The organism is Streptomyces sp. NWU339 (assembly GCF_003143855.1).
Lineage (GTDB): Bacteria > Actinomycetota > Actinomycetes > Streptomycetales > Streptomycetaceae > Streptomyces.
Window position 1 is genome coordinate 77,464 of the sequence record NZ_QFRK01000029.1, and the last position, 20,585, is coordinate 98,048.

Genomic DNA, 20,585 nt, shown 5'->3' on the forward strand with positions numbered 1-20,585 from the left:
GCGGTGGGTGATCCCGGCACCCGGTGACAGACGTGACCCTGGATCGGTCAGGCCCTCGCACACACCGCCCGTCACACACCGTTCATCACATCGCCCGTCACACCACCCTTCACACCGCCCCGTCGGCGCATCCGGAAGCGACCGGCCGATCACGCGAGGAGGAACCATGTCCATGCCGCGTGGTCCGGCATCGCACACCGGGTCGGAACGCCGTCCCGACCGAGTGCCCTTCGATCCGATGGGCGACCCCACCTACGCACTCGCGCGGCTCGGCCGCTCATGGACCTGGCTCCTGGGCTCGGCCGTCACGACGCTGGTGCCGGGCATCCTGGTACTGGTCTGGCCGGAGGCGACCCTGCACGTCCTGGCCGTCCTCGTCGGCCTGTACCTCCTGGTGACCGGGGCGTTCCGTTTCGTGGCCGTCTTCGCGCGGGAGGGGCACGAACGGCTCCCGGGGCTGCTCCTGGCCGTGCTGTACGTCCTGACCGGGGTGTTGTGCCTGCGGAACCCGCTGCAGACGATCACCGCGCTCTCCCTGATCGTCGGGGTGCTCTGGCTCCTCTCCGGCCTCCTCACCCTCTACACGGCCCTCGCCGCCCAGGACCTGCCGCACCGTGGCGTCGTCCTGGGCACGGCCGTACTCGCCATCGTCGCGGGGATCGTGGTCCTCGCCCTGCCGACCGAATCGGCCCGCGCCCTGACCCGGTTGCTCGGCCTGTGGCTCGTCCTGCTCGGCCTGGCCGAGGTGGTGGTCGCCTTCGCCTGGCGGGCCGCGCTCCGAAAGTCGCACTCCACGGGGCCGCACACACCCGGCCCGGCAGCCTGACACCGCGACCGCCGCGGAGGAGCACCCATGAACCCGGCCACGACCCCGGGCCCGCCCGACTCCGACGGGACCGCGCACCCGAAGCGCGCTTTCACCGCCGGCGAACGAGCGGAGCACGAACGGCTGCGCCGTCACGCGGCGGTGCGACACCGGCGGGGACGCGTGGCGGGCTCCTCGGTCCTCCTGCTGCTGGCCTTGCTGCTCGCTCCCCTGGCCGTCGTCGCGGCCTGGGTCCAGGACACGGTCTCCGACACCGACAGGTACGTGGCGACGGTCGCACCGCTGGCGTCCGATCCGGCCGTGCAGGAGGTCGTGACCGACCGGCTCACGGACCGCGTGCTGGAGAACGTGGACGTCTCGGCGGTGACGGGCTCGCTCGCCAAGACCCTCCAGGACGCCGGGGCGCCGCCCCGCGTCGTGGCGGGGGCCGAGTCCCTCACGGGTCCGCTGCAGAACGAGGTCAGGACGGTCGTGCACCGCACTGTCAGCCGCGTGATCACCGGCGACGCCTTCCAGCAGGTGTGGGAGGGCGCCAACCGGCGGGCGCACGCCGCGGTGGTGGCCATGCTCACCGGTGACAGCACGGGTGCCGTGCGCGCCCAGGGCGACACCGTTCAGCTGGATGTGGGAAAGGTCGTCGACCAGGTGCGGGAGCGGCTCGTCGACGCGGGCTTCGACAAGGCGGCAGCCATCCCGGACACCGACCGGACGATCACACTGTTCCAGACCGAGCAACTGGGCAAGGCACAGGACATGATGCGGCTGCTGGACGTCCTCGGCGTCTGGCTGCCCGTCCTGAGCGTGGTACTCGCCGCGCTCGCCGTGTGGACCGCCCCGGCACACCGCGTGATGCTGATGATCACCGCGACGGGTGTCGGCGTGATGATGGTGGTGCTGCTCGTCGCACTGGCCGTGGCCCGACGGGTCTACCTGGACTCGGTTCCACCCGCGACGCTGCCGCCCGGCGCAGCGGCGGCGATCTACGACACGTTCGTCGTCTTCCTGCGTGACGGCACGCGCACCCTGCTGGTCGTCTCGGTGATCACGGCGCTGGTGGCGTACCTGTACGGTCCCGGACGCCCGGCCCGCGCCGTCCGCACGACGGCGCAACGGGGCGCGACGGCCGCCGGCCGGGCGCTGCTCCGCGCCGGAGTGCGCACCGGGACCGCCGGACGCTGGCTGGCGGACCATCGGGCGTGGACCACCGGCGGCGTCTTCGCGGCCGGGGCGCTGGCGCTGGTGCTCTGGAACCACCCCACGGTCGGAGCAGTGGTGCTCGTTCTCGGCGTCGTCCTGGCCGTCCTGGTGGTCCTGGCGATCCTCGCGGCCGCCGCTCCCCGTGCCCACGGGGAGTCCGGCGCCTGATCCGAGGGCGGGAACCCGTCCGCCGACGGCGCCTCACCCGGTGCGCACACTCACCCGCACCGGGTGAGGCCGCCCGGTGCTCGCCGTGGGGACGCTGAAGGCGGCACGGAACCGCTGCCGGCGAGCGCCGAACGGAGGAGGGACATGAGCTCACAGACCTACCTGGCGTACGACTACCCGCTGCTGAGCGCCTTCTGGACCATGCTCTGGTTCTTTCTGTTGATCATGTGGTTCATCCTGCTCTTCCGGATCATCACCGACATCTTCCGCGACGACCGACTGAGCGGCTGGGCGAAGACCGGCTGGCTGGTGTTCTGCGTCGTCCTGCCCTTCCTGGGCGTGTTCGTCTACGTGATCGCCCGCGGCAAGAACATGGGCCGCCGGGAGATCGCGCAGGCCCGCGCACAGCAGGAGGAGTTCAACGCCTACATCAGGGAGACCGCGGCCGGCGGCCGGCCCAGCAGCGCCGACGAGCTCGCCAAGCTGTCCGAGATCCGCGACCGCGGCGCCCTCACGGACGAGGAGTTCCGCAGGGCGAAGGAACTGGTCCTGACCGGCCACGGCCCGGCGGAGCACTCGGGCTCCACCGCCCGCGACCCCGGTCGCTGAGCACCCGCGGCCCGCCACGTGTGAGGCAGCCCCGGCACGGCGCGGACGGAGTGAGGGGGCTGAGAGGACGGGGAGGACGGGGAGGACAGGGAGGGCTGAGAGGACAGTGCCGGCGCCGCGTGGCCGGGAGCGCGAGAAGAAGGGCCGACAGGTGGAACGGCGCAGAGGTGGCACGAGGGGACCGGGCAGGGCGGGGGCCCCGGCCGGGCCCGGAGGCGGGGCCGGACGAGCCCGCCTCGCCCTGCTCGCCCTCCTGGGAAGCATCCTGGTGCCGCTCGTCGCCGCCGGTCTGCGGAGTGTGCTGTGGGTGCTGGTCGGCCTCGCGGGGCTCGCGCTCGCCGCCGTCGGCGTGTGGTGGGTCCTGGCCCACACGGGTGTGCTCCGTGTCCTCGGGGCGGTCCTGTCGGTGGCCGCGCCGGTCACCGTGTTCGCCCTGTACGCCGCGTTCGGCTTGCTGGGACCGGCCCTGGTGTCCCTGGCCCTGTGGGCGCTGGCCGTCACGGCGGCACGTACGGTCCCGGCACACGGTCACACCGTCTCCGAACGGGCCGAACAGGCTGAACGGACTCTCGTCAAGGAACCCCACGCCCCCTGGATCCTCATGAATCCGCGCTCCGGCGGTGGCAAGGTGGGCCGTTTCCAGCTGGCGGAGAAGGCCCGGGCGGCGGGCTGCCGGGTGGTCCTGCTCGACGCGGGCCAGGACGTCGTCGAGCTGGCCCGGCAGGCCGTCGCCGAGGGAGCCGACCTGCTGGCGGTGGCGGGAGGCGACGGCACCCAGGCCCTGGTGGCCGAGGTCGCGGCGCACCACGACCTGCCGTTCGTGGTGATCCCCGCGGGCACCCGCAACCACTTCGCCCTCGACCTCGGCCTCGACCGCGACGATCCGGCCGCGGCCCTGCGGGCCCTGACGGACGGCGTCGAACTCCGCGTCGACCTCGGGTACGCCGCGGACCGGGTCTTCGTCAACAACGCCTCGTTCGGGACGTACGCGTCCGTCGTCACCGACCCCGCGTACCGGGACGCCAAGACCCGCACGACCCTGCGCGCCCTTCCCGGCCTCCTCACCGGCGAGGAGGCGCTCAGGCTGCGGGCACGGGCCGGCCGAACGCGCGTCGACGGGCTCCAGGCCCTGCTCGTCAGCAACAACCCCTACGGACGTGCCGTGGACGCGGCCCGTCCGGGGCGCAGGGAGCGGCTGGACTCGGGGCTCCTCGGCCTGGTGTGCGTGCGGGTCGGCAGCACCGCCGAGGCGGCGCGCATCGTGCGCGGTCCGCGCTCCGGGGGGCTCGTCCGGCTGACCGCCGAAGAAGTCGTCGTCGAGGCCGGCACGGACACCCTCCCGGTCGGCATCGACGGAGAACACGTCGTCCTGCCGTCCCCCGTGGTGTGCCGCAGCGCGCCCGGTGCGCTCCGGGTCCGCGTGCCGCGCCACCGCCCTCACCCGCTGCGGGGCAGCGGGGCGGCGGCCGACTGGCCGCGCGTGGCACGGTTGGCGCTGGGCCGTCCGGTCCCGGACCGGTGGACGGCTCGGCCGGGGTCACGGCGGTGATCGCCGTTTCGTCCGGCGGTTCTCCGGGGCCGCCCACCGGCGCCCGTGCGCGGCCCCCCGCCCGCCGGAACAGCGGCGGCTCCCCGCCGAGGACGGCGGGGAGCCCGGACCACCGGGTGGCGGTCCGCGACGGCTACCGGGACGCGACCGCTTCCTCGGCGCTTCTCGGGCGCCTCCGCTCCCGGACCACCGAGATCGCGATCACCAGCGCGGCCACGAGCACGGAGAGCACCACCTGGCTCCGTCCGCCGCCCTCCCTGTCGTCGGTGAGCATGTAGACGAGCACGAACGAGATCATCCCGATCGTCACCCACGTCAGATACGGGAACAGCCACATCTTGACGACGAGCTTCTCCGGGTTCTCGCGCAGGATGATGCCCCGCATCCGCAACTGCGAGAAGCAGATGACCAGCCACACGAAGAGCGCGACCGCGCCCGAGGAGTTCAGCAGGAACTGGAACACCGTGTCCGGCCACAGGTAGTTGAAGGCGACCGCCACGAAGCCGAAGGCCACGGAGGCCAGGATCGCGGCCTGCGGGACACCTCGCGCGTTCGTCCGTACGAAGGACTGCGGGGCGTCGCCGCGCTCGCCCAGGGAGAAGGCCATCCGGGAGGCGGTGTAGAGGCCGGAGTTGAGGCAGGACAGCACGGCGGTCAGCACGATGAAGTTCATGATCTCGCCGGCGTGCGGGATGCCGATGGAGTTCAGGGCCGCGACGTACGACCCCTTCTCCTGGATCGCGGGGTCGTTCCACGGCAGCAGGGAGACCACGACGAGGATCGAGCCGACGTAGAAGAGGCCGACCCGCCAGATCACGCTCCTGGTGGCCTTCGCGACCGCCCGCTGCGCGTTCGGGGACTCGGCGGCGGCGAGGGTGACGATCTCGCTGCCCATGAAGGAGAAGACGACCAGCAGGATGCCGGTGAGGATCGCTCCGGGCCCGTGCGGCAGGAAGCCGCCGTGTTCGGTGAGGTTGGCGAAGCCCGTCACGGCGTTGTCGGAGCCGGGCAGCACACCGAAGATCGCCAGGCCGCCGAGGACGATGAAGCCCGCGATGGCGACGACCTTGATGCCCGCGAACCAGAACTCGAACTCGCCGAAGGAACCGACCGAGAGCAGGTTCGTGGCCGTGAGGACCACCATCACGATCAGCGCCCAGGCCCACTGCGGTACGGCCGGCACCCACCCTTCCAGGATCACGGCGGCCGCGGTCGCCTCCACGGCGAGTACGACGACCCAGAAGAACCAGTACAGCCAGCCGATCGAGAACCCGGCCCAGCGGCCCAGCGCCCGGTCCGCGTAGGCGGAGAAGGAGCCGGAGCTCGGGTTGGCCGCGGCCATCTCGCCGAGCATCCGCATCACCAGGACGACCAGGGCCCCGACCAGCGCGTACGACAGCAGGATGCCGGGCCCGGCGGCGGCGATACCGGAGGCGGAGCCCACGAAGAGGCCGGCGCCGATCACACCGCCGATGGCGATCATGGACAGGTGGCGGTTCTTGAGCCCGGCCTTCAGCCCCGACTGCTCCGGGGGCTGACCGCCGACCGGTGGAGTGGTGGCCGTGGCCAGGGAGTCAGGGGCGCGTGCAGTCATGTCGACATCCGTCCAAAGTGGGGTTGGGGAGTCCTGCGGGAGTGGCTGCCGTGTTCACCGGGCCACCGGTCGCCGATCACCGGCGATCCGGATCTCCGGATACCCCGTGATCGGCGGGGGCGAGCAGGCCGGTTCGGCAGTGGGTCGGTCATGACCCTGGAAATTCTCGAAAGCGTTCACCATGTGGGGGGTTGTGTTCGGTATTCGGATACGCGCCGATGATGAGGTCGTCATCGCACGTCGGTGCTGTGCTCCGTCTCCTCGTGAGAGGCGGTGCGAAAGGCGGTCCACATCACTTGCGGGGATGAATTCGCGCTAGCGTATGAGGGGCCGTGAGCCGATGTGTTTGTGCGGCTCGACGAATCCGCCTCCGATCGGCTGTCCGGCCGGCCAATGCGGAAGGAAGCGGGATCAGGTGGCGGGCGGCGGCAGCCGCAGCTGGAGCATGGCGAGCAGACGCTGGTCAGGACGGCTCAGTTCGAGACCGGTCAGCTCCTCGGCCCGGCGAATGCGGTAGCGCAGCGTGTTGGGGTGCACATACAGCTGGGCGGCGGCGGCCCGTACGTCGCCGAAGGAATTCAGATAGGTCAGAACGGTCTCCGCCAGGCGGCCCTGGTTCCGGCTGTCGTGCTCGAGGAGGGCGGTCAGCCGTGGGTCCCGTATCTCGGGGTGGGTGGAAAGCAGCGTCAGCAGTTCACTGACCAGTACTTCCGCCTGGATGTCCGGCAGCGCGGCGACCGCGGTGGGGACGTCGGTCCCCAGCATGGCGTCGAGGATGCGGTCGGCCTCCCGGCGTGACTCCGGGACGTCCCCGAGTCCGGACACCACGCAACCGACCGAGCCGCGCAGGGGCAGGTCCAGGTGGCGGCGTGCGGCGTCGGTGATCTCCTGGCCCCAGCCGCGCAGCGTGTCCACGTCGATGCTGCGCGGCAACTGGGGCAGGAGCACGTAGAGGCGGGAACCGACCTGCGTGACCAGCGCACTCCGGTGCCGGGCGGCCATGTGCACGGAGACCAGGTTGGTGACCTCGACATGGGTCAACTCCGGGGCGGCGACGACGTCCGCGGTCTCGTACGAGAAGCCCAGGACGGCGGCCGGACGGGTCGCGTCGAATCCCAGGTGGGTGGCCAGCGGCTGGGGCCCGGTGCTCCCGTCCAGCAGTCCGGCCAGCAGGGTCCGGGTGAACGTCAGTCCTTCCGAAAGCTCCCGGCGGCGGCGCACCAGGTGGAGCGCGGCGACCCGGGCCGCACCCAGCAGTGCCTGGTCCGAGCGTTCGGACAGCGGCGTCGAGCCCTCCTGCACCCAGATGGTCCCCAGTTGCCGGCCCCCGGACCGCACGGCCACCGCGAGCCGGCGACGGATCCCCAGCTCGGGGTGGCTGTCGATGCTGATCACCTCGTCGCTGGAGTGCAGGTCCTGGAACACGCCCCACTCGCGCAGCTTCGCCAGATACGGCTCCGGTCCCTGCCAGCCGAGGATGGAGCGCCGCCGCAGGTCGTCGATCTCGTCGGAGTCGGTGGAGCGGGAGTACGCCAGCACCCGGTGGGCGGCGTCCTCGATGCTGACGATGCCGCTGGTGAGGATGGCGGTGGTCTGGGCGAGCGAGAACAGGTCGCCCTCCTCGGCCCCTTCGCCCGGGCGGCCCGGCGGCACGTCGTCGAGGGCGGCGCGGGCCAGCGTGTTCACCTGTTCCCAGCGTGCTTCGCTGCGCAACGAGAGCAGGGCGACCCCGGCCTCGGCGGCGGTCTCGCTGAGGGCCGCGGCCTGGCCGGGGCCGTCCAGTTTGACCACGACGCCGGCGGCTCCGTCGCGCCCGGCGGCCCGCAGCGCGGGATAAGCGGCTCGGCCACGGGCACCGATGACGAGAACCAGCTCGCCCGGCCGGGTGGTCGGCGGGTCCTCGGGGTCGAGCAGGGCGACGCCGCGGATCTCGACGTCCAGTCCGGCGGGAGCGGCCTGCACCTCCAGCAGCGAATCACCCAGTGCCATCAGCAACTCACGCAGGCTGATGCTCGTTGTGAGCGGAGGTACCGCGTCCGAATCTATGATCATCGCCTCTGCCGGGGCCGTGCCGAGCGCGATGCTATCCGCTCGGCGACGGGGACCTTGGGAGGTATGGGACGGGGACCGTGGGGGGTATGTGTGGACCGCGGCGCGTGCGACGGCACGATGTCTTTCGAGCTGGAGTATGAACACGGGACTCGTAGGGCTTGGTCAGGCCGTTCACCGCGTCCGTCCGAGCATGAGCGATGCGGGCTGACTGCACCGACTCGTGTGCCCCGGGGCCTTGCTGTCGTCACCCTGCCTCCAGCAAGGCGGCCGGGGCACGGGCTGAGGCTCAGCCGGTGGAGAGAGCCTGGAGCAGGTCACCGACCTCGGGATCCGGCAGCGAGCGGGCGACGTCGGCCTGCGCGACCATGCCGACCAGGTCGTGCCCGTCGATCACCGGCAGGCGTCGCACCTTGTGCTGGATCATCGTGCGCAGGATCTCTTCCGCGTCGTCGTCCGCGCCTATGGTCACGGCCTCGCCCTGCGCGAGGTCGCCGGCCGGGCAGGTGGCGGGGTCCTTGCCCGCGCCGAGGACCTTCACCACGATGTCCCGGTCGGTCAGCACGCCCTTGAGTTTGTTGTCGGTGCCGCAGATCGGCAGAGCACCGACTCCGAGGTCCTTCATCTTGCGGGCCGCGTCCAGCGCCGTCTCCTCGGCGCCGATGCACTCGGCGCCGCCGGTCATGATGTCCCGGGCTGTCGTCATGGTGATCGTGATCCTTTCCCTCGTATGGGCGGCAGGTTCGTGGTGCCGTCCGGCAACGCCGCCGCAAGGACGTGGGGTTCCCGCGGAACACAAGCCATAACGGGGCTCCGAACGGGCTCCTCGGCCACGGCAGGACTCGTTGAACGCTCAGGTCAGTCGTGCCCGCAAGCCCGGGAGCCGGCCGGGACGCGTGCGCCGTAGGCGGGAGCTCTCGGAGGGACTGACGTTCACCCGGACCCTGCTGGCCGGACTGCTGGACGGGAGCACCGGGCCCCAGCCGCCGACCGTTTGAAGACCCGGTCTTACAGTGGGAAGCACGACCTCTGCCGGGCCTGCGGCACGCCCGTGTCGCAGGCACCTGCCGGCTCAGCCGGCATCTGGCGGAGGTGTGCCGTGCCAGACAACTGTCTGCCTTCTCGTTTCAGCACCGACCTGTTCCCCGCCGCACGCGGATGGATCCGCGACGCCGCGTGCGTGGATGAGGACCCCGAGCTTTTCTTCCTTCTGATCGAGCGGGACAACGAGCCCCAGGTTGCTCGGGCCCGCGCGGTCTGCCGTCGCTGCCGCGTCCTGCTCGCCTGCCGCCGGTGGGCCGTCGAGCAAGGGGAGGACGTCGGCATCTGGGGTGCGACCACCGCCGCGCAGCGTCGCGCCATCCGCCGGGAGCTGCTCGACGGCCCGGCGGGACGAACGACGGGGAGAGCGGTTCGCGCACGTCGGGAATGACCACTCACAGCCGGGATGTCGGCCATGCAGCGCAGCCTCGGGTCGTCCCGAACACGTCGACGCCGGGCAGGGCGCTCCCGCATGCCCCCGAAGATCCCCGGTGGTTTTTTGAGACCCCTCTGCCGGTGGCACCCGTCCTTGCCCCCAGGTGTGCCGTCACGGCCCCCGGACAGGGGCGCGCCTTCGCAAGCCTCGCCGTCGGCCTGTGCCCCGCTCCAGGTGGCGCACCCGCCCGCTTCCGCGGCCACAGCCGCGTCGGCCCGGCGCGAGCGCAAGGGCGAGGGCGACCATGGTTCCGGGCGCTCCCACGAAGGACACCTGGTGAGCCGCGGCCCGCGCGTCCGGCACATCGCGTGCGGACCGGACGGTGAGACTCGATGACCGGCCCGATCGTCGCCACGGCAGCGCCGGTGACTCGTCTCCTCAAACCGCCCTCCCAGGCCGGATTGCGATGCCCAGCCTGATCGGCTGCCGGCCGCGGGCCTGGTGGGCCACCGTCCGCTGTGCGGTGCGGGTCAGGCATCCGCCTTGTGGCCGGACCCGCCCTCACCGCGGCGCAGCTCGTCGTTGATGCGCCGGGCCTCTTCCAACTGGTCTTCCAGGATGATGATGCGGCAGGCCGCCTCGATGGCGGTGCCCTGGTCGACCATCTCCCGGGCGCGGGCGGCGATGCGCAACTGATAGCGGGAGTAGCGCCGGTGGCCGCCCTCGGAGCGCAGGGGCGTGATCAACCGGGCCTCGCCGAGGGCCCGCAGGAAGGCGGGCGTGGTACCGAGCATCTCCGCTGCTCGTCCCATGGTGTACGCGGGGTAGTCGTCGTCGTCGATTCGGTCGAGCGGCGTGCCTGTGGTCATCTGCACCTCTGATGGGGAATGCGTCGAGGGGCCTTGGTGCCGTACGGCACCAAGGCCCCGAGGGATTTGTAACACCATCGACCGGCCTACTGCGATGCCGGCCTGCTGTGTCCGCACCGGCCCCCGACGGGGGGCAAAGAGTGCGGGGATCGCGGATGCGTGACCGTGGGACCACCTTCCGTTCCGGGGCCTGCGGTACCCGGGCGGACCGTTCCCGCCCGGGCGATCCTGATGGCGTCCTCCTCCTTCTCTCTTTTTTCTGACGAACCTCTCACTCCTGCGTACTGCCGGCAGCCCTCCTGCGGCCACCAGGCCCGGCGGTCAGCGAGGGAGCCCGAAACCCTCTTTGGCCCCACCACTCCACCGCCGTGCCAGAACCTCTGTCTCCACGCGGGCAGTTCGTGTCTGCCACGCCTCACTGACTTCCTGGCTACAGCAGACATGCTAACCTCACCGCGTACGCATGTCTACGGCAGCCACGACAGATTTCAGTCCGTGCGGGTGAAAGGTTCTACATCAGCACCCATGTGCCGCAGCCGCGCGGCTTCGGTTGGGGCATGACGCGCGGGAGCGGCCGTCGCGACGACGCGCCATCACGGCCGCGGCGCAACCATGAGCGGGCTTCGGGCGTCGTGATCACCGAACAGTGATCCGCGAGAAGGGGCATCCGTGCACGTAGACAGGCGCTGGGCCGGATTCGCCGTCGCCGCGGCAGGGGCGGCGATGCTCTTCACCACCGCCTGCGCCGGACCGTCGGCCCCGGCGGACGGCGACAAGGGCAGCCCCTCGAACCCCTCACCCGGTACGTCGGCGCAGGAGACGCGGACGCCCGGCGCCCCGGCGGCCGCGAAGAGCTCGCCCCACCCCGGCTTCGCGGACTTCCAGGCCAAGCCCTGCCCAAAGCTCACCGACGCCGACAGGACCAACGGCCACCTGATCACCACGGTCGCCGACCCGCGCGGGGACGTCACCGTCCACCCCGGCGGCGAACCGCAGACCGTCCTCGTCAAGCTCTGCAACACCACCGGCGAGGCACTGCGCGACATCGCGCTCTCCGCGCAGGTCGAGTGGAACTACGCGGGCGAGCGGCCGCCCGGGCTGACGATGGAACGGCGCGAGGCCCCCGACGGCGAGTGGCACCCCGTCGAGCTGGCCGTGGTCAACGACTACCAGCCGTTGACCGGCGCGTCCGGTGCGCGGGACCTGCCCGCCGGCGGCACCCGCATCGTGGAGTACCGGATCAGCGCCGCCGAGGACGCCCCCGCGGGCAGTGGGCGGCTCGGCATCCACGCCGTCCGGGCCGACGCGGACCCGTTCGACATGGAGGACATGCGCGGCGGCGGCAGCGGAGGATTCCCCCTCACCACGGCCTCCGGCCACTGAGCACTCCGGGGCTTCCGGGGGGGTGTTTGCGTCGGCGGCGTCTCCGTCGTGCGGGCCGGCATGCTCGGGATCGGCCGCGGCTGACGCACCGGGTTCAGAGCAGGTCCTGAGCCTCGTCACGCAGCGTCGACAACGCGTGCCGTGCGGCCGCCGTGTCCGGCAGCACGGCGAACAGCAGGGGGCTGCCGGCGGCCGGCTCCTCGGCCAGGGTCCGGCGGATCCACTCCATGCCTTCCTTGAGCTCGGCGTACGCGTCCACCGTCCCGCCGCTGCGGGCGAAGTTGCCGAGCGCCGACCGGTGCATCGCGTCGATCAGCGCGGAGAGCGCCACCGGCAGGAACGCCGGACCGTCCGGGGGCAGTCGTTCTCGCAGATACGCCCGCGTCAGGGCGACGTAGCGCTCGTTCTCGAGCACCTCACGCCTGCGCAACTCGGGCACGACCCGGGTCAGCCGGTAGCGCTGGAGCACCAGTTCGGGCCTGCTCAGGAAGTCGAGCATCACCACCTCGGTGGCCGCGACGACGACGTCCACCGGCGACCGCCCCCCGGGCGGCTTCACCAGGTGGCGCGCCAGCAGCTCCAGCCGCGCGGAGTGATCGGGGAACGCCAGCTCGTCCTTGCCGTCGAAGTACCGGAACACCGTACGCCGTGACACCCGCGACGCGTCCGCGACGGCCTCCACGGTGACGCTCTCGTAGCCCTGCTCCAGGAACAGCGCCATCGCCGTCTCCGCGATGCGGTACTTCGTCTCCAGCCCCCGTTCGGCCACGGCCCCTCCCCTCCTCCCCTCTTCGACCTCTTCGACCTCTTCGCGCGAAGTCGTCGTGAGTCTATGACCACGGCCGCGGGGGGAGACCGGGCCGACCGTCTCCCCCCGCGTGCGGTCGGCGCCGCCTACCCGCCGGACGGGCCGGTCCGGGCGGCGACGGCACGGTTCCGCACGGTCACCTCGCCCCTTCCGCACCGGCCGGAGAGCCCACGTCGGCCTCCTGGCCGGCCCGCCGGTCCTCGGAACGCACCGTTCGGTGCAGCACCGGCAGGAGCAGTACGCCGAGGAGGGCGGCGCCCACGAGCACGGCGTACCCGGCGGACTCGCTCCCCCGGCCCTCGGCGAGTCCGTACAGGTAGGGGCCGACGAACCCGCCGAGCAGTCCGACCGTGTTGATGAACGCGAGCCCGGCCGCGGCCATCAGCCCGGACATCCTCGCCATCGCGACCGACCAGTAGAGCGGGAGGATTCCGACCAGCAGCAGCATCGCGGCGTCGATCAGCAGAATGCGCAGGACGGCACCGTCGGAGACGCTGTACGCGATCGCCACCGGGACCGTGGCGACCGTCACGTACGTCAGGACCCGGACCTCGTTCCGCACGCGGCGCTGGATCCACGGGATCACGAGCACGCCGATGAACGAGGCGATGCCGGCGCTGCCGCTCACTACACCGATCAGGAAGGCCCCTTCGACGTCGAGGCTTTCGACGATGGACGGGAAGTTGTACTGGATCGCCACGCTGCTGACCTGGTTCGCGAAGTAGATCAGGGACAGGGCGAGGATGAACGGCCGGGCGAAGGCGATCCTGACGTTGCCCTTCAGGGTGCCGTGCCCCGGAGCGGACCGCACGACCGCGCGGTCGTTCAGCACCGCGGCCTCCCGCGCCGTCAGCCACGGCGCGTCCTCCGGCCGGTCGGGGACGAGGCGCCACACGAAGTAGGCGACGACCACGGTGAGCAGGCCCTCGACGAGGAACATCCACTGCCAGCCGTACAGTCCGCCCGCCCCGTGGAGCTCCATGAGAGCGCCGCCGAGGGGAGCTCCGAGCGCGAAACCGGCACACACGGCGAGGTAGAGGATCCCGACCACGGTCACCCGCTGCTTCTGCGAGAACCAGATCGTGACGGTGTACATGAGCGCCGGGTACAGGCCGGCCTCGGCCGCGCCGAGCAGGAACCGGACGACGTAGAAGGACAGTTCGTCCTGCACGAACATCATGCAGGAGCACAGCAGACCCCAGGTCACGGCGATCCGGGTGATCCAGCGCCGCGGTCCGACGCGGTACATGATCAGGTTGCTGGGCACCTCCAGGAGCGCGTAGCTCAGGAAGAAGATGCCGGCGCCGACGCCGTACGCCGCGGCGCTGATGCCCACGTCGGCTTCGAGTGACGTCTTGGCCATACCGACGTTGGTGCGGTCCACGAACGCCATGAAGTACGTGAGGCACAGGATCGGCAAGAGACGGAAGGCCGCTTTGCGGCTCGCCGTGGCGTGCAGGGCGTCGGTGCCGTCCTGCGCGGTTCGCTGCTGGTTCACAACGGGGCTCCCGGAGCGTATGGCACTGGATGTCATTTTTTGACACTCGGTGGCGCTGGACTGTGCCACACGCCACACGGGGACACAAGACCCCTGACACAGGTTCGAGTTGACGCCTCTGAGCGCGGGCGACGACAGGGCGACGCCGCGGGACCGGCCGCCACCGCCGTCACGAACGCAGGCGCGACAGGCTGGTGGAGATGAAGTGGAGACAGCCTGAAGCAAGTGTGTGGGCGCGCGGTTGGTTGCCGACTAAAATCTTTCCATCACTGCTGGTTACGGGGGCGGAACCTGGTGCGCACATGCCGGGTCGCCGGTGGGGAGGGCCTGTCGAGCATGAGCCGTCGCTCCAATGGGTTGGTCGCTGTCTGGGCCGAGGCGCAGCGCCAACAGCAACGTCAACAGGAGGCGCGAGCCAGGTTCCAGCGGGAGCAGGAGCGGCAACAGCGCGCCCACCAGAGGGAGAGCACACGCAGCTACCGTGAGCAGAGAGCGGCGTACCGGGAACAGCGTGAGGCGGAGGCCCGGCGGCGTACGCAGGAACTCGACGCGCAGGTCGAGGCGTTGCAGGGCCTGTTGACGACGGGGTGCCGGGCTCCGGCGTTCCGGGCTGACGCGCTCGCCCGGCCGGAGCAGATCGAGGCGTTCTCCCCGGGACAGCTCGCACACCCCATCCCCATGCCGGACCCGAACCAGCATCAGTACCAGCCGCAGCAGAGCGGCTGGACCGCCACACGGCGAGCGCAGGCACAGGCGGAGGCCCGCTCCAGGTTCGAGCGCGACTGGCAGGCCACGCAGGCCGCCGAAGCGCAGCGCCGGCACCAGTTGGCCGCCTACCAGGAGCAGTACCAGCAGTGGGCCGAGGCCCAGTTGGCCGAGATCCGCCGGCACAACGCCGGCATCGCGGAGATGGCGACCGGGCTTCGCAACGGAGATCCCGAGGCCGCGGTGGAGTACTTCTCCGCCGCCCTCTACGCCTCGACCGGTTGGCCGGAGGACCTGCCCCGTCGGCTGTCCGCGGCGTACGACTCGGGGGCGCGCCAGTTGGTACTGAACTGGGAGCTGCCCAAGTACGACGTCGTCCCGGAGGCGAAGTCGGCGCGCTACATGATCAACGCCGATCAGGTGAAGGAGTCACCCCGACCTGTCACGCAACGCCGCACCCTGTACCGGGACGTACTCGCGCAGTGCCTCCTGCTGGTTCTGCGAGATCTGTTCGCAGCCGACGAGTTCGGCGCGCTGGAATCGGTCGCGCTGAACGGGTTCGTGGACGATCACGACCCGGTGACCGGCAGACGGGCGCCCATGTTCCTCGGCACCGTCATGGCTTCGCGTTCGACGTTCTCCGCGCTGCACCTGGAACAGGTGAACGCGGTCAACTGCCTGGTGGACGGCCTCCGGGGGCAGTTGTCCTCGCGCCCCGACCAGTACGCGCCCGTGCGGCCCGGCCGGCTTCCCGAAGACGTCGGCAACGGCGTCGTCACCCATGGGGACGGCGAAGAGCCGGATCTGTACGAGATGGACCCCGTCGCCTTCGAAACGCTGGTCGCCGACCTGTTCCGGGCCATGGGCATGCAGGCCGTGACCACCCAGCGCTCGAACGACGGCGGTGTCGACGTCGACGCGCTGGACCCGGCCCCGATTCGCGGCGGCAAGATCGTCGTGCAGGTCAAGCGCTACCGCAACACCGTCCCCCCGACCGCCGTCCGTGACTTGTACGGAACCGTCCAGGACGCCGGAGCCAACAAGGGTGTCCTGGTCACGACCTCCGCGTTCGGCCCCGGCTCGCACACCTTCGCCAACGGCAAGCCCCTGGAACTGGTGGCGGGCTCCGAACTGGTCGACCTGCTGCACCGCCACGGGCTGCGCGGGCGCCTCGGCGGCGGCGAACGCCCGGTGCCCGACCGGCGGACGGCACCGGACAGCGAGACCGGCGGTGACACCGGCAGCGCCACCGGCACGGAAGACCACAACGTGTTGGGCATGTACTGGTCGGGCAACGTCGCCCTGGACGTGTGCGCGCTCGTCTGCCACGGCAACCGGGTCCTGGACGACGATCACTTCGTCTTCTACAACAACCCGCGCACACCCGACGGCACGGTGCGCACGCTCGTCCCCGTCGCGCCGGACAGAGCCGCCGTCCAGGTCTCCTTCGACGCCCTGCCGGCACGCGCCGACCGTCTCGTCGTCATCGCCGCGGTCGACCCCGTCGCCAACCCCGGGGCCGACCTGTCCGGGTTCACCGACGCCGGCATCCGGCTGCTGGACTCCGAGGGCTCCCCGCTCGACCGACTACAGGTCTCCGACGGCCGCCCGGAGGAAACCGCCCTCGTGCTGGGGTCCTTCCGCCGCCGCGCGAACGGCGACTGGGACTTCGTCACCGGAGGCAGGGGATACCGGGGCGGCCTGGAGGAACTGGTCCGGGATTACGGCGTCGACGTGGAATAGTTCCGCCGTCGAACGGCCGTGCCGGTTCGGAGGCGGGGCCAAGGTGGACGAGGGGGCGAAGAACATGACGACCTGGGGACTGGTCATCGAGACGACCATGGGGGTCGGAGAACGCAAGCACACCGAGGCATACGTGCTCGCTCACGTCACCGGAGAGCGCGAGGAGGCACTCGCGGAGCTGGAACGGCGGGCGCGGAACCACTCACCCGCGCACCCCAGAAACCCCAAGCGCCGTCGGCTCCTACGACAGGACGACGGGTTCCTGCTCGTCGTGGACGGGGCGTGGCAGTCGTTCGTCACCCGGTTCACGGTGGCGGAACTGCTCGAGGACTCCGCCGCACCCCCCGTCCCGGAACCGGTGGTGGAAACCGTGCCGGAGCCTGCTGTGGAGCCTGTGCCGGAACCTGTGGTGGAGGCGCCGAGTGCTCCCGTCGCCGCGGCGCCCGAGCCCGCGGAACAGCAGATCGAGCGGTACGCGGACGGGGTACCGGTCAAGCCGGCCTGGCTGGGTCGCACCGACCTGCCGTGAGAACGCCACCGATCGGTGCGCCGAGGCGGGTCATCGCCCGTGTTCTCCTCCGTGCCGGTGTGCAGTGGGGCGGGTCCGGTCAGGCGGCCAGGCGTTCCGCGAGCAGGACGACACCGATGACGATCATGGTGGCGCCCGAGGCGCGGGTGACCGCCCGGGCCGCGGAGGGCCGGGTCTTCAGAACGGTGCGGGCGAGGACGCCGACCGTGAGGTACACCAGCGTGCAGGCGGTCATGTGCAGGGTGCCGAACAGACCGGTCTGCGCGGCGACGGGCCAGCCGCCGGTGGTGTCGATGAACTGCGGGAACAGCGAGAAGTACAGCAGCAGCGCCTTGGGGTTCAGGCCGCTGATCCCGGCACCCTTGAGCATCACCTGCCTCCGGGAGGCACCGGCCGTCTCCTCGGAGGCCGCCAGGGCGGCCGGCCGGCGCAGCACGTTCCAGCCCAGCCAGACCAGGTAGCCGGCTCCGGCGACGGTCAACGCGGTGAGCACGACCGGCGAGCTCGCCACGATCACGACCAGGCCCGCGACGGCCAGGATCGTGTAGCCCGCGTACCCGGCGATCAACCCGGTCACGGCCGGGAGGACCGAGCGCTCCCGCAGGCCCGCCGAGATCGTGAAGGCCCAGTCCGCCCCCGGGGTGAACACCAGCAGGAGGTCCACCGCCAGAAAAGCCGCCAGCGTGGTCGCGTCCATGAATCCGTCCCTCTCACGTACCCGGCTACGCAAGGGAGGCTAGGCCGGACAGATCCGAAAGTGTTCCTGTCTTTACCCCAGGATCTCGCCTACTGGAGGAGAATCTTCTTCATGGACGCTCTAGATCGGAAGATTCTTGCTGAGCTGCAGATGGACGGCCGTCTCACGGTCACCGAACTCGCCGCACGTGTGCAGCTGAGCGTCTCGCCCTGCCACCGCCGCCTGCGCGACCTCGAACGCGAAGGTGCGATCCGCGGCTACCGCGCCGTCGTCGACCCCGCCGCCGTCGGCCTCCACTTCGAAACCCTCGTCTTCGCCACGCTGCGCTGGGAGGATCCCGACACCGTCACCTCCTTCGAAGAAGCGGTGAGCGCCATCCCGCACGTCCTCCAGGCCCAACGGCTCTTCGGCGAACCCGACTACCTCCTGCGGGTCGCCACCACCGACCTCACCGCCTACCAGCAGCTCTACGACCAGCAACTCGCCCGCCTGCCCGGAGTACAGCGCCTGACCTCCACCCTCGTCATGAAGAACGTCGTCGACGACCGGCCCTTGCCCGCATAGACCGCCGGCGCAGGCCGGACGCCGCTCAGCCCGGGCGCGCCTTCCCGGCCCACGCGCCAACGCGGGCCTAGCGGCCATCTCATTTGGCGAGTCTGCGGTAGCAGATGAGGGTGCAGGCGGCGATGTTGGTCGCACCCGCTCAGCCGGCCGAAGTGTTCTGTGTCGCCTCGCGTGCTTCGGTGAGGGCTCGCTGCCTGAGGTTGCCGCCGAACAACTGAATCGTGGTGGCGGCCAGGATGTCATCCCTGCCGATGGTCCGCCCGTCCCCCCTGCGGGTGGACAGGGCCCGGAGGGAATCCTCGAGGAACGGGGGTGGGGTCGGTTCGCCCGACATCGTCAGGGTGACCGTACCGAAACGTTTGACCCCGCCCTCGCGGACGACCATGGCCGCGTCCCGGGCGAGATCCGTCAGGAACACGCTCGCGATTCCGTCCAGGTCGCGGACCATCGCCGGGACTGCCGTCGCCCCCTGGCTCCGCAGCAGCTTCTTGACCCCGGCCTCGAACCTGTGGGCGCCGACCACAGCACTCGGCTTGCGCGACCTGCTGCGCTTACGAGAAGGCACGATGACACCCTCGGCGTCGTACAGGACACCGGTCAGGCCTCGAAACGTCGGGCTGTGGTCGTACCACTTGTCCCCCACCTGGAGCTCGATGTTCCGGTCGATCGCCGAGAGAAGGTCCCTGGGAATCAGCTTCTTCCGGGCCTCCTCCGCCGCCGCTCTCCTCGCGCCATCGATGATCTCCGTCAGCACTGTCCGCGTCACCGACGCGGCGGCCCACGCGGCCGACCGAGAGACGTGCATCGGGGTCACGTCCCTGAACACCGCTTTGACGAGAGAAGGCTTGAACGGCGAGACATCCATGACCGAGGCGGTCTCAGGACCGCTGCGCTCAGGGCGTGCGGGCTGTGTGGTCATCGGAAGAAACGCTCCCTGCTGTCGGAGTTGTCAGAGGCCCACTTACTCGGTGACCATGAGTCAATCACTCGGGAAGGTACGCCTTTCACGTACCTCTCCGAGCCGATCCACAGGTCACGAGCATGGCTCGTTCGTGATGATCCGTGGGACAGAGTGGGGGCATGACTACGTACGAGACGATGCCGTTCCACCTTGAGACCGAGCGGCTGATCCTGCGGCCGTGGGCCGAGTCGGACGCCGCCGAGTTCTGCGTCCTCCTCTCCGAACGCGGCAAGGGGACCCCCACGGTTGAGCACATCCGGACGTCCATCGCGGAGCTGCTCACCGCGACGGCGACTACGGGGATCGCCCTGTTGCCCATCCAGCGCCGTGACGAAGGCGACTTCATCGGCTACTGCGGGCTGATCATCGGCCGCTCCACCCTGGAGGAGCCTGAAATCGCGTATGAGCTGTTCCAGCGCGCGCACGGGCGTGGCTACGCCACCGAGGCGGCCAGGGCGGTGCTCGATGCCGCTGTCGCGACCGGGCGGAAGCGGCTCTGGTCGACCGTCGGCGCATGGAACACACCGTCGCTCCGTGTCCTTGAGAAGCTCGGGTTCGAGCGGGACCACGTTTCCACGGAAGACAACGGTGAAGTGGTCTGGCTCACACGCTCGTTGCCGTGACGCGAGAGCACGCTCCCGGGGCTTCATGCACACCTGCTCGAGTGCGCTCCGGCGGAGCGCCGGGCATGCCGAGATCGGTCAGCACTCGGGTCACCCCAGGCGACCCGACTACTGACCCTGCCTTGAAGGACGGGGCCTGCGCGCGAGGTACTCGGTCACCCAGCGGCGCCCAGCTCGCACCATACGCACTTCCCCCTGTTCCCCTCCCTGGCCAGCGGCTGCCAGCCCCACACGTCGGCGCAGGCCCGCACCAGTGCCAGGCCCCGCCCGTCCTCTCCCTCCAGCTCCGGGGCGAAGGGGCGCGGCGGCTCCGGCGGTGACGGGTCCGCGTCCCACGCCCCGATCCTCAGGACGCCGTTGGCCGACCAGCGCACCCGCAGCGCCACCGGCCCCTTGGTGTGACGTACGGCGTTGGAAACCAGCTCCGTCGCCACCAGCTCCGCGACGTCGACCAGGCGAATCAGGCCGTGCATGGTGAGGATCAGACGCAGGGTGCGACGGCAGATGGTGACAGCTCGTGGGTCGTTCGGGATGTACAGCGAGTACTCCCACGGTTCGGTTTCGGGCATGCGAACTCCAGTTGGGTGAGGGAGTTGGGATGCGCTGCGGAGGACGGGCGACGGTGTCACTGCCGCCACGCCACGGCAGGGCGAAGCGGTGCACTTCCGACACTCAAGCTCACACAGAGCGCTCGATACATCGCCGACGGTAGGTCTAATTCTTCATGTCACGCAAGCCGGTTCGCGTAATCTGACCCCGAACGAGTTGCGTTCACTGGCGCATTGGATTGGGGAGC

General features: G+C 70.7%; 19 protein-coding genes. 10 read left to right on the forward strand and 9 right to left on the reverse strand.

All coding sequences use genetic code 11. The features are described 5' to 3' along the window. The first annotated feature begins 166 nt into the window (after positions 1-166). The 4 genes from DIZ27_RS28430 (at position 167) to DIZ27_RS28445 (ending at position 4,349) form a co-directional block, all read left to right on the forward strand. On the forward strand, positions 167-826 hold the full coding sequence (locus tag DIZ27_RS28430) for an HdeD family acid-resistance protein (protein WP_109381299.1): 660 nt from the start codon (positions 167-169) through the stop codon (positions 824-826). Positions 827-853: 27 nt separating this feature from the next. Next, positions 854-2,191 carry a hypothetical protein gene (locus tag DIZ27_RS28435; protein WP_109381300.1) on the forward strand — a complete coding sequence of 446 codons (1,338 nt, stop codon included), beginning with the start codon at positions 854-856 and terminating at the stop codon, positions 2,189-2,191. Positions 2,192-2,335: 144 nt separating this feature from the next. Next, complete coding sequence (locus DIZ27_RS28440; protein WP_109381301.1) at positions 2,336-2,800, forward strand: SHOCT domain-containing protein; 465 nt, start codon at positions 2,336-2,338, stop codon at positions 2,798-2,800. Positions 2,801-2,951: 151 nt separating this feature from the next. Further along, positions 2,952-4,349 carry a diacylglycerol kinase family protein gene (locus tag DIZ27_RS28445; RefSeq protein ID WP_109381342.1) on the forward strand — a complete coding sequence of 466 codons (1,398 nt, stop codon included), beginning with the start codon at positions 2,952-2,954 and terminating at the stop codon, positions 4,347-4,349. A 133-nt stretch (positions 4,350-4,482) separates the two neighbouring features. Here DIZ27_RS28445 and DIZ27_RS28450 read toward each other — a convergent pair whose 3' ends face one another. From DIZ27_RS28450 to DIZ27_RS28460, 3 genes are all read right to left on the reverse strand, one after another. Beyond that, positions 4,483-5,943 (reverse strand): amino acid permease, encoded by a 1,461-nt coding sequence (locus DIZ27_RS28450; RefSeq protein ID WP_109381302.1) that lies wholly within the window; start codon positions 5,941-5,943, stop codon positions 4,483-4,485. A gap of 411 nt (positions 5,944-6,354) precedes the next feature. After that, complete coding sequence (locus DIZ27_RS28455; protein WP_181383725.1) at positions 6,355-7,932, reverse strand: helix-turn-helix domain-containing protein; 1,578 nt, start codon at positions 7,930-7,932, stop codon at positions 6,355-6,357. A gap of 349 nt (positions 7,933-8,281) precedes the next feature. Continuing rightward, positions 8,282-8,698, reverse strand: coding sequence for a CBS domain-containing protein (locus DIZ27_RS28460; RefSeq protein WP_109381304.1), 417 nt, complete (start codon positions 8,696-8,698; stop codon positions 8,282-8,284). A gap of 393 nt (positions 8,699-9,091) precedes the next feature. On the opposite strand from DIZ27_RS28460, the gene DIZ27_RS28465 reads away from it, so the two are divergent. Next, entirely contained in the window at positions 9,092-9,424 is a 333-nt protein-coding gene (locus DIZ27_RS28465; protein ID WP_109381305.1) for a WhiB family transcriptional regulator, read from the forward strand. A gap of 515 nt (positions 9,425-9,939) precedes the next feature. On the opposite strand, the gene DIZ27_RS28470 is transcribed toward DIZ27_RS28465, so the two are convergent. Beyond that, positions 9,940-10,278 carry a MerR family transcriptional regulator gene (locus DIZ27_RS28470; protein ID WP_109381306.1) on the reverse strand — a complete coding sequence of 113 codons (339 nt, stop codon included), beginning with the start codon at positions 10,276-10,278 and terminating at the stop codon, positions 9,940-9,942. A gap of 669 nt (positions 10,279-10,947) precedes the next feature. Between DIZ27_RS28470 and DIZ27_RS28475 the strand changes: the two genes are divergently transcribed. Further along, positions 10,948-11,661 (forward strand): hypothetical protein, encoded by a 714-nt coding sequence (locus DIZ27_RS28475; protein ID WP_146229005.1) that lies wholly within the window; start codon positions 10,948-10,950, stop codon positions 11,659-11,661. A 94-nt stretch (positions 11,662-11,755) separates the two neighbouring features. Here the strand turns inward: DIZ27_RS28475 and DIZ27_RS28480 are convergent, their stop codons facing one another. Further along, positions 11,756-12,430: a TetR/AcrR family transcriptional regulator gene (locus tag DIZ27_RS28480; RefSeq protein WP_109381308.1), complete on the reverse strand. Its 675-nt coding sequence runs from the start codon at positions 12,428-12,430 to the stop codon at positions 11,756-11,758. Positions 12,431-12,605: 175 nt separating this feature from the next. Further along, a complete protein-coding gene (locus DIZ27_RS28485; RefSeq protein ID WP_258308579.1) occupies positions 12,606-13,967 on the reverse strand; it encodes an MFS transporter in 1,362 nt (453 codons plus the stop codon). A 336-nt stretch (positions 13,968-14,303) separates the two neighbouring features. Here DIZ27_RS28485 and DIZ27_RS28490 point away from each other — a divergent pair, with 336 nt between their 5' ends. Both DIZ27_RS28490 and DIZ27_RS28495 read left to right on the forward strand, forming a co-directional pair. Then, the gene (locus DIZ27_RS28490; protein WP_181383726.1) at positions 14,304-16,415 is read left to right on the forward strand and encodes a restriction endonuclease; all 2,112 of its coding nucleotides are present in this window, start codon (positions 14,304-14,306) and stop codon (positions 16,413-16,415) included. Between the two features lie 64 nt (positions 16,416-16,479). Continuing rightward, positions 16,480-16,944, forward strand: coding sequence for a hypothetical protein (locus DIZ27_RS28495; RefSeq protein WP_109381343.1), 465 nt, complete (start codon positions 16,480-16,482; stop codon positions 16,942-16,944). A gap of 79 nt (positions 16,945-17,023) precedes the next feature. Here DIZ27_RS28495 and DIZ27_RS28500 read toward each other — a convergent pair whose 3' ends face one another. Next, entirely contained in the window at positions 17,024-17,641 is a 618-nt protein-coding gene (locus DIZ27_RS28500; RefSeq protein WP_109381311.1) for a LysE family translocator, read from the reverse strand. A gap of 111 nt (positions 17,642-17,752) precedes the next feature. Between DIZ27_RS28500 and DIZ27_RS28505 the strand changes: the two genes are divergently transcribed. After that, positions 17,753-18,205: an Lrp/AsnC family transcriptional regulator gene (locus tag DIZ27_RS28505; protein WP_109381312.1), complete on the forward strand. Its 453-nt coding sequence runs from the start codon at positions 17,753-17,755 to the stop codon at positions 18,203-18,205. Between the two features lie 139 nt (positions 18,206-18,344). Here DIZ27_RS28505 and DIZ27_RS28510 read toward each other — a convergent pair whose 3' ends face one another. Further along, entirely contained in the window at positions 18,345-19,124 is a 780-nt protein-coding gene (locus DIZ27_RS28510; protein ID WP_109381313.1) for a hypothetical protein, read from the reverse strand. A 161-nt stretch (positions 19,125-19,285) separates the two neighbouring features. Between DIZ27_RS28510 and DIZ27_RS28515 the strand changes: the two genes are divergently transcribed. Further along, the gene (locus DIZ27_RS28515; RefSeq protein ID WP_109381314.1) at positions 19,286-19,789 is read left to right on the forward strand and encodes a GNAT family N-acetyltransferase; all 504 of its coding nucleotides are present in this window, start codon (positions 19,286-19,288) and stop codon (positions 19,787-19,789) included. A gap of 155 nt (positions 19,790-19,944) precedes the next feature. On the opposite strand, the gene DIZ27_RS28520 is transcribed toward DIZ27_RS28515, so the two are convergent. After that, complete coding sequence (locus tag DIZ27_RS28520; RefSeq protein ID WP_109381315.1) at positions 19,945-20,358, reverse strand: ATP-binding protein; 414 nt, start codon at positions 20,356-20,358, stop codon at positions 19,945-19,947. Positions 20,359-20,585 lie beyond the last annotated feature (227 nt).